A 6966-nucleotide genomic window follows, 5' to 3' on the forward strand; every position below is an offset into this window, starting at 1 on the left:
ACCCCGTCCGGCACGCCCCATCCACGGGCCGCCTTCACAGGTGTGTCATCGTCGTAGACGACCGGCCGATGCGATGTGTTCACGCCGCGACCGACCAACTGTAGACCCACCCGGGCGCCGTCCGCTGCCGATCACACCGTCCGGACCCGGTGCGCGCATGATCCCGGCGCCGACGATCAGCAGCGCGAGGCCGGCGAGGCACCGGTCGCCCATCGAGAACGCCCACGGGCCGCTCGCCACGACCTCGCCCCCGGCGTCCGCGACGATCAGCAGCAGACCGGCCGAGACCAGCCCGGCGCCGACCCCGCGGCGCGGTGCCGGACGGCGCGCGACCAGGGCCACGGCACCGAGCGCGAGCGCGAGCAGGGCGGTGCCCGGCCAGCCGCCCGTCCAGCGCGGCGCGACGTACCGGGGCGGCGCGACGGCGATCGCGTGCTTCGGTAGCCGCACCCGGATCCGCATGCCCTCGTGCGGGGCGAGCATGGTCTGGATGAAGTCCACGGCGTAGGGGCCGTCGCGGTCGCGCAGGCAGCGGGTCGTCGCGCCGGGGGTGCCCGCCCGGCAGGTGGCGTACCGCAGCGGGACCGGCGCCTCCACCCGGACGGCGGCGTTCCCGATCGGGACGGCCCAGGACGTGCCGATCGCGTCCCACACCAGTTCGTCGCGGTCGCTGTGCGGGGTGAACGCCCGCCCCACCTCGTACTCGATCACGTACGCCTGGCGGCCGCGGACCTCGCGGTGCCGGTCGCCGACGCTGATCCGCACGTCGCGCAGGAACCGCGTCATCCGGGCGCGGGACGGCGCGCCGGTGGAGGAGCTGGTGCGGACGTTCCGCACGTCGAAGACCCGGTCGCCGCGGCGGAACGGCACATGCCGGACGATCCCGTGCTCGCCGCTCTGGTCGAAGTCGTAGGTGATCGTCTCCCGGACGTACAGGACGCCGTCGGTGCCGATCGTGAGCACGACGTCGTAGGTCGGGATGTTCTCGCCGACGGCCGGTTCGGGCGGCTGGACGGTCCCGGGGACCCCGGGCACGGGCTCCGCGGCATGAGCGGGGGCGGGCAGCACGAGCACGAGGATCAGCAGCAGGAGACCCGCGCGAACCGCGGACCTCCGGATACGGCCACGCACCTCAGGCATGGTTTCACTGTTGCCATGATCGTGTCGGCGTAACACGGCCCATGCTCCGTCCGGCCGGGCGCGAACGGCTTCCTGGACGTTGGACGCGTCCAAAGTCCGATCGGTTCGCCACCCCCGAAGAACGTCCGGCCCTGGTCAGCCTGTAAGCCCGACATAAAGATGACCATGCGGACACTGCTAAGTTATCGGCTGCTAACCCCCGAAACACAAGAGCCTGGAGGGACCTATGCGGCGAATCGCTGCACTAGCCCTGGCCGCAGGCACCGTGATGGCCGGTATGGCCGTCGCGGGCGCCCCCGCCGAGGCGGCCGCCAGCTACGGCTGGAAGCCCTACGACTCCTACCCGTACATCAACGCCTGGGGCACCTACAGCCGCAGCGGTGGCAAGACCTACGTCAAGGGCTACCTGCAGGACACCAAGAAGAACGGCTGGACCGCCTGCGTGCGGTTCCTGTTCACCGAGGGCAGCTACCGGTACTGGTCGCGCTTCAAGATCGTCGGAGTGACCTCCGGTGGCACGAAGTACAACTACGACGGCGTCGCCAAGGTCAGCATCAGCACGAGCTCCAGCTACAGCAGCCACCTGTACGTGCAGGAGTGCGGCCGGAGCAAGTCGACCGGCAAGTACGTCTACGGCAAGGGCAAGAAGCTCTTCTGAGCCGTCCTCGCGTCGCCTGACGACGGTGTCGCCTGACGGCACAGGCCCCGCCCGGCCCGGCGGGGCCTTCCCGAGCGCGATCACGATGCCGGCGAATCATGTGTGCCGGAGTCAGTCGTTCGCAGGGCGCCAAATGCCCGCCGCCCGGGCCGCGCCCACACCGCCGGTCACACCGATCGCCAGGGCCAGGACCGCGGCGGCCGTCATGGCACCGCCGAGGACTCCCCACGAGAACCATCCCTCCTGGATCTGGGCGACGAAGAACAGCCCGTGACAGGCCGTGACGAGGCCGCCGATGAGCGTGGCCAGCCACAGCGGCACGGTGAGGTTCCAGAGCGCCACCCGCAGGTAGACCGACCGCCGTTCCGTCTGCACGGCGAGCGGCGCCAGCGCGGTGCCGAACTGCAGGAATTCCGCGGCCGCACTCGTCGCCGCGGCGGGCAGCAGGACGAGGATTCCCGCGCCACCGAACAGCACGATCCAGTCGCCGAGCCGATTGAGCGTCGCCGCCGCACCGCCGTACTCGATGCCGAGCCCGTCCGCGGGCACGCCGAAAACGGCGAACGAGAGCTGCTGGACGCGCCATCCCTCGCCCCGCTGCGAGCCGATCAGGACCAGAGAGCCATCGCGCATCTTCGCGTAATCGGCATCGGGAACGGCCCTGATCCGCAGTCCACGATCATCCTCCGCTCGCCAGCGGACGAGTTCCTGAATCCGGGCGTCACCGGTGTTCAGGGACGCCGGCCAAATTTGCGCTCCGCAGTTCAGCCGCACGCTCATCAGGACCGCACACGTCCCGGTCAGCGTGACAGGCCCGCCTTCCCCGCCGGTCAGCCGCAACGTCTCGAAGCCCTGCGGCACACCCTGCAGAAACCGCTGCACCTGGGCCCCGCTCGCGCCGGCGGGGTCGACGATGAGCACCTGGTCCCCAACCCGCTTGGAGGTCTCGACGGCCGCACGTGCGGGCTCATTGAGGCGGCTTGTCCACACCTGGATCTGCGTGATCAGTCCCAGCCCGATCACGAGCGCGGTGGCCAGCCGGACGATCACCCCGGGATGGGCGGCGATCCACCGTCCGGCGATCAGCCGCTCCGCCCGTCCGCGACGCAGGCCGGCCGTGGCGAGGCGGCCCCCGAACCGGCGGCCCACCGCGGCCGCCGCCGACGGCAGCGCGGACCACATCACGACCGTGGCGGCGATGTAGAGCATGAGACCGGTCGTCCCCGGAACACCACTGCTCGCGACGATGCCGGACACGGACACGGCGAAGACGGCGAGCCGCCATTTCGGCACACGCGAGGCGAAGCTTCGAGGACGCGTCGCGCGCCCGGTGCGGTCCACCTTGTGCAGGCCGACGGCCAAGAGCAGGATGATGACGAACGCGCTGATGAGCACGGGCGGAACGGCCCACGCCCAAGCTCGGATGTCGAACGCGCCCATGACGTAGCCCGTGACCGGAAGCGGGACGTCCACGAACATCATCGGAACGATCAGCGCTCCGCCCGCGAGCACGCCGAGTAGCGCGGGAGGCGATGCCTCCCCGATGGTCATCAGCGCCCGGTGGCGTCGCCCAGCCCCCAGCGTCTCCAGCAACGCGCTGCGGCGGTCGCGGGCGGCCGAGCCGCACCGCGCCGCGACCACGACCAGCGCCAGGCACGGCAGTCCCGTCAGGCCGCCGACGGTCGCCAGCACCTGCGCCAAGGGCCAGGCGTTGAGCCGCTCGCCCAGCGGCGACCAGGTGTGCCCGCCGAAACCGGCGATCTTGATCCAGCCGTCTCCGTGCCGGTCGGCGTTCGCGGGTTGCACGTAGGCGAACAGTTCGGACGGGGAGGCGATTCCTGCAGCGCCGATCCGGCCCGCGTACCGGCCGTAGCGCGTCCTGACATGCTCGTACGCCGGACGGTCAGCCAGGGCCGGCGACAGGAACACCTCTCCCGGGCCGGGCCAGCGGCTCAGGCCGGGGGGCGGTGCTGCGGACGCGTCCAGCGGAACGACCTGGACGATCGTCACGGGAGTGCCGCCCAGCGTGTCGCCCCCCTCTGCCCACAACCCCACGGCCGCCGCCGTACCGGCCTCGGCCGGGAGCGGGCTGCGCGCGAGGTCCCGCCGCTCTCGCCCGTCGTAGACCGCCGCCGTGCAGGCCAGCGCCAGCAGGCCGACCGTCAGCACCAGCGAGGCGAGGGTCAGCGCGACGAATCGCACTCGGCCGCCGTGGGCCGCCTTGCCCGCCGCCCAGCCGACCTTCAGCAGCCGCCCCGCCAGCCGCGGAGCACCCCAGCCGCTCATGGCTGCTCCACGAGACGGCCCGCGTCCAGCGACACCCGCGCGTCCGCCCGCGCCGCGATCACCGGATCATGGGTGGCCACGACGAGCGCGCATCCCCGGCTCCCGGGCATGTCGAAGAGGATGTCGGCGACGGTGTCCCGGGACCGGTGGTCCAGCGCGCCGGTGGGCTCGTCCGCGAGGACCACGGCCGGCTCGGTGACCAGTGCCCGGGCGACGGCCGTGCGCTGCCGTTCCCCGCCCGAGAGCAGCCCCGTCGTCCCCTGCGGCGGCACGCCGAGCCACCGCAGCAGGTCGTGCGCCGCGCCGTAGGCCCTCCGGCGCTCGGTGCCGGCGAGGAGCGCGGCGACGGCGACGTTCTCCAGCGGCGACAGTTCGGGAAGCAGTTCCCCGAACTGGAAGACGACACCGATGTGGCGGCGCCGATGGGCCGCGAGCGCCCGTGCCGTCATCCGCGTCACATCACCGCCCGCCACCGTGATCGTCCCTGCATCGGGTGCGACCAGCCCGAGCGCACACATGAGCAGTGTGGATTTGCCGCTCCCGCTCGGACCGGTCACCGCGAGCGACCGGCCGCCCCGCACCTCGGCATCCAGCCCGTCGAGGAGCACGCGGTCCCGGAGGACGTACCGCAACCCTTCAATGCGCAGCGCCGTAGCGTGATCGGCCACGCTTCTCCTCCTCATCTGGATACCTGGAAACCGGCCCGGCGTCGCCGGGGGGCCTCAGGCCGGGACGGCGTCCCACAGGGAACCGGCGGGTTCGGCCGAGGGGCGGAACCGGCGGACGATGACCACGCGGGTGACCCCGACGAGCCCGGTCATGATCGACAGCGGCACGGTCACCTCGGCGACGACGGCAAGGCCGTAGGGATAGCCGTACAGACGCGCCACCATGGCCGTGCCGACCACCGCCGCGACCGCGAAGAACGGGAGCAGCACCGCGAGCGCCCCGACGGTCGCCCGCCGCGCCGCATCGGCGTGGAACCTGAGCACGGCGGACACCGCCGCGAGGACGCCGGCCCAGACGAACACCGCGCTGGCCGTGTAGAGGATCATCACCAGCCATGTCGGCACGTCCACCGTCCGTCCGAGGACCTGCTCCAACTCATCGCTGGACGTGCCGAACACCATGAAGAGCCCCGCGAACAGGCCCGGCAGCGCGCCGAGCAGGGACGCGGCCATCAGCCGCCCCGTCCGGTAGCGCAGCGGGACGACGCCGCGTTCGGACGCCCAGGCGCGGGCGAATCCGGCCGGGTCGCCGCCGACGTAGGACTGGGGGTCCCGGCCGTCCGCCAGCGCGACCCGCAGGTCCGCCGCCAGTTCACCGGCCATCTCCGCGCCGTCCTCGCGGGAGACACCGATGCGACGCCATGTCCGCTTGCATTGCCTGACGACCTTTTCGCTCATCGCGTGGCACCTTCCTCCCTGTGCGCCGAACCGGCGAGCACGGCGGAGACGCCTTCGGCGAGCAGCCCCCACTCCCTGGACCAGACGGCGAGCGCGCAAGCCCCCTCCGGCGTCGGCCGGTAGTACTTGCGGGCGGGGCCGCCGCCGCTCTCCACCAGGTACGACTCCACGAGGCCCTCGCGCTGCAGGCGGCCGAGCGCGGGATAGATCGACCCTTCGGCGACCGCGTCCAACCCGGCGGCGGCGAGCCGCTGCACCATCTCGTAGCCGTAGGCCGGCTCTTCGGCGACCACCGCGAGCAAGCACAGATCGAGGACGCCGCGCAACCACTGGCTCCTGCGCCGGGCCATATCTGTCATGCAGTGCATGGTACTGGGTGGCTACCTTGCAAGGCAAGATAGGCAAGAGCGCACAGACCACCCATAGGGTCTCCGTATGCGTGCGGACGGGGACCTAGGGCGGTGGCCGCGCCTCGCGGACTTCGGCGTACCGCTGCTGCTGTTAGGCGTCCAGTTATCCATCACCTGGCTGCTGGCCGACTACAGCGCCCAGCGCTGGACGGTCATCACGATCCTGGACGTCCTGTCGGCGGGCGCGCTGGTGTGGCGGCGGGTCGTACCGGGGCCGGTGCTGGCGTTGACGGTACTGCTCAACGCGGCCGCCGTACCGGCGGCCGGTGCCGACGCGATCAGCGGAGTGTCCGATTCGGTCGCGCTGTACTCACTGGCGGTGCACCGCGAGCGCAGGCCGGCGGTCATCGGCTGCCTGGCGGCGTTCTCCGTCGCCTTCGCCGTGGCGGCGCCATATGCCGAGGGCGCCGGAGACCTGCTGGCCGGCGGGGTGCTGGACGCCTTCTCCTACCTGGTCATCACCGCCCTGGGCCAACTCCGGCGGCACCAGAAGGCGATGCGGCGCGACCTTCGAGCCCGGATCGAACAGGACAACCGGGCGGCGGCCGAGGCGGAACGCGAACGCCTCGCCCGGGACGTCCACGACATCGTGGGGCACCACCTGAGCGCCGTGGCCGTGCACAGCGGCGCCGCCGTCCGCCGTGCCGACCCGGAGCTGACCCGCCAGGCCCTCACCATCGCCGCCGGCACGGGCCGCGAGGTCCTGAAGTCGTTGAGCCGGCTGGTGGACGTGGTGGGCCCGCAGGCCGAGGGCGGCGAATTGAAGGCGCTGCTTCCGCCGCTGTGTCACGGTCTCACCAGGTTGGGGGTGCCCGTTTCCCTGACGGTGAAGGGACGCGTGCGAAGGCTGCCCGCCGAGGTGACCGCCACCGTGTACCGGATCGTCCAGGAGTCGCTCACCAACGCCATGCGGTACGCCTCCGGCGCCCCCGTGCAGGTCGCGGTCCGCCACCGATGTGCGGGCCAGTGCTCCGGCCTTCAGGCCGGGGGTGAAGGCCCGCGCGGGAGGGCCGCCGGGCCCGGGCGTGCGCTGACCGAACCGGCTCAGTGGGGGTCGTGGTCTTGG

The 6966-nt window shown here is 72.1% G+C and carries 7 protein-coding genes; 2 read left to right on the forward strand and 5 right to left on the reverse strand.

Annotated features, from left to right (window positions below):
• Window positions 1–45 precede the first annotated feature (45 nt).
• Entirely contained in the window at window positions 46–1140 is a 1095-nt protein-coding gene (locus AF1_RS30965) for a DUF2207 domain-containing protein (protein WP_067807491.1), read from the reverse strand.
• Window positions 1141–1366: 226 nt separating this feature from the next.
• On the opposite strand from AF1_RS30965, the gene AF1_RS30970 reads away from it, so the two are divergent.
• A complete protein-coding gene (locus AF1_RS30970; protein ID WP_131732858.1) occupies window positions 1367–1798 on the forward strand; it encodes a hypothetical protein in 432 nt (143 codons plus the stop codon).
• Window positions 1799–1909: 111 nt separating this feature from the next.
• Here AF1_RS30970 and AF1_RS30975 read toward each other — a convergent pair whose 3' ends face one another.
• Genes AF1_RS30975 through AF1_RS30990 form a run of 4 tightly spaced genes read right to left on the reverse strand, consistent with a single transcriptional unit; the run spans window position 1910 to window position 5849 of the window.
• Window positions 1910–4084 carry a hypothetical protein gene (locus tag AF1_RS30975; protein WP_067807496.1) on the reverse strand — a complete coding sequence of 725 codons (2175 nt, stop codon included), beginning with the start codon at window positions 4082–4084 and terminating at the stop codon, window positions 1910–1912.
• A complete protein-coding gene (locus AF1_RS30980) occupies window positions 4081–4752 on the reverse strand; it encodes an ABC transporter ATP-binding protein (RefSeq protein WP_242608950.1) in 672 nt (223 codons plus the stop codon). Before AF1_RS30980 ends, AF1_RS30975 begins: the two co-directional genes overlap by 4 nt.
• Before the next feature lie 54 nt (window positions 4753–4806).
• Window positions 4807–5490 (reverse strand): hypothetical protein, encoded by a 684-nt coding sequence (locus tag AF1_RS30985; protein ID WP_067807502.1) that lies wholly within the window; start codon window positions 5488–5490, stop codon window positions 4807–4809.
• Window positions 5487–5849: a PadR family transcriptional regulator gene (locus AF1_RS30990; RefSeq protein ID WP_084263498.1), complete on the reverse strand. Its 363-nt coding sequence runs from the start codon at window positions 5847–5849 to the stop codon at window positions 5487–5489. Before AF1_RS30990 ends, AF1_RS30985 begins: the two co-directional genes overlap by 4 nt.
• 76 nt (window positions 5850–5925) lie before the next feature.
• Here AF1_RS30990 and AF1_RS30995 point away from each other — a divergent pair.
• Window positions 5926–6966 (forward strand): sensor histidine kinase (locus AF1_RS30995; protein ID WP_084263497.1); only part of this gene is annotated, 1041 nt, incomplete at its 3' end.

Source organism: Actinomadura formosensis NBRC 14204 (genome assembly GCF_001552155.1).
GTDB classification, from domain to species: domain Bacteria; phylum Actinomycetota; class Actinomycetes; order Streptosporangiales; family Streptosporangiaceae; genus Spirillospora; species Spirillospora formosensis.

What these genes read in the sequence shown, in the direction of transcription:
- AF1_RS30990 (WP_084263498.1), bottom strand. Translation starts at nt 5,849, where the DNA reads ATGACAGATATGGCCCGGCGCAGGAGCCAGTGGTTGCGCGGCGTCCTC.
- AF1_RS30975 (WP_067807496.1), bottom strand. Translation starts at nt 4,084, where the DNA reads ATGAGCGGCTGGGGTGCTCCGCGGCTGGCGGGGCGGCTGCTGAAGGTC.
- AF1_RS30965 (WP_067807491.1), bottom strand. Translation starts at nt 1,140, where the DNA reads ATGCCTGAGGTGCGTGGCCGTATCCGGAGGTCCGCGGTTCGCGCGGGT.
- AF1_RS30970 (WP_131732858.1), top strand. Translation starts at nt 1,367, where the DNA reads ATGCGGCGAATCGCTGCACTAGCCCTGGCCGCAGGCACCGTGATGGCC.
- AF1_RS30985 (WP_067807502.1), bottom strand. Translation starts at nt 5,490, where the DNA reads ATGAGCGAAAAGGTCGTCAGGCAATGCAAGCGGACATGGCGTCGCATC.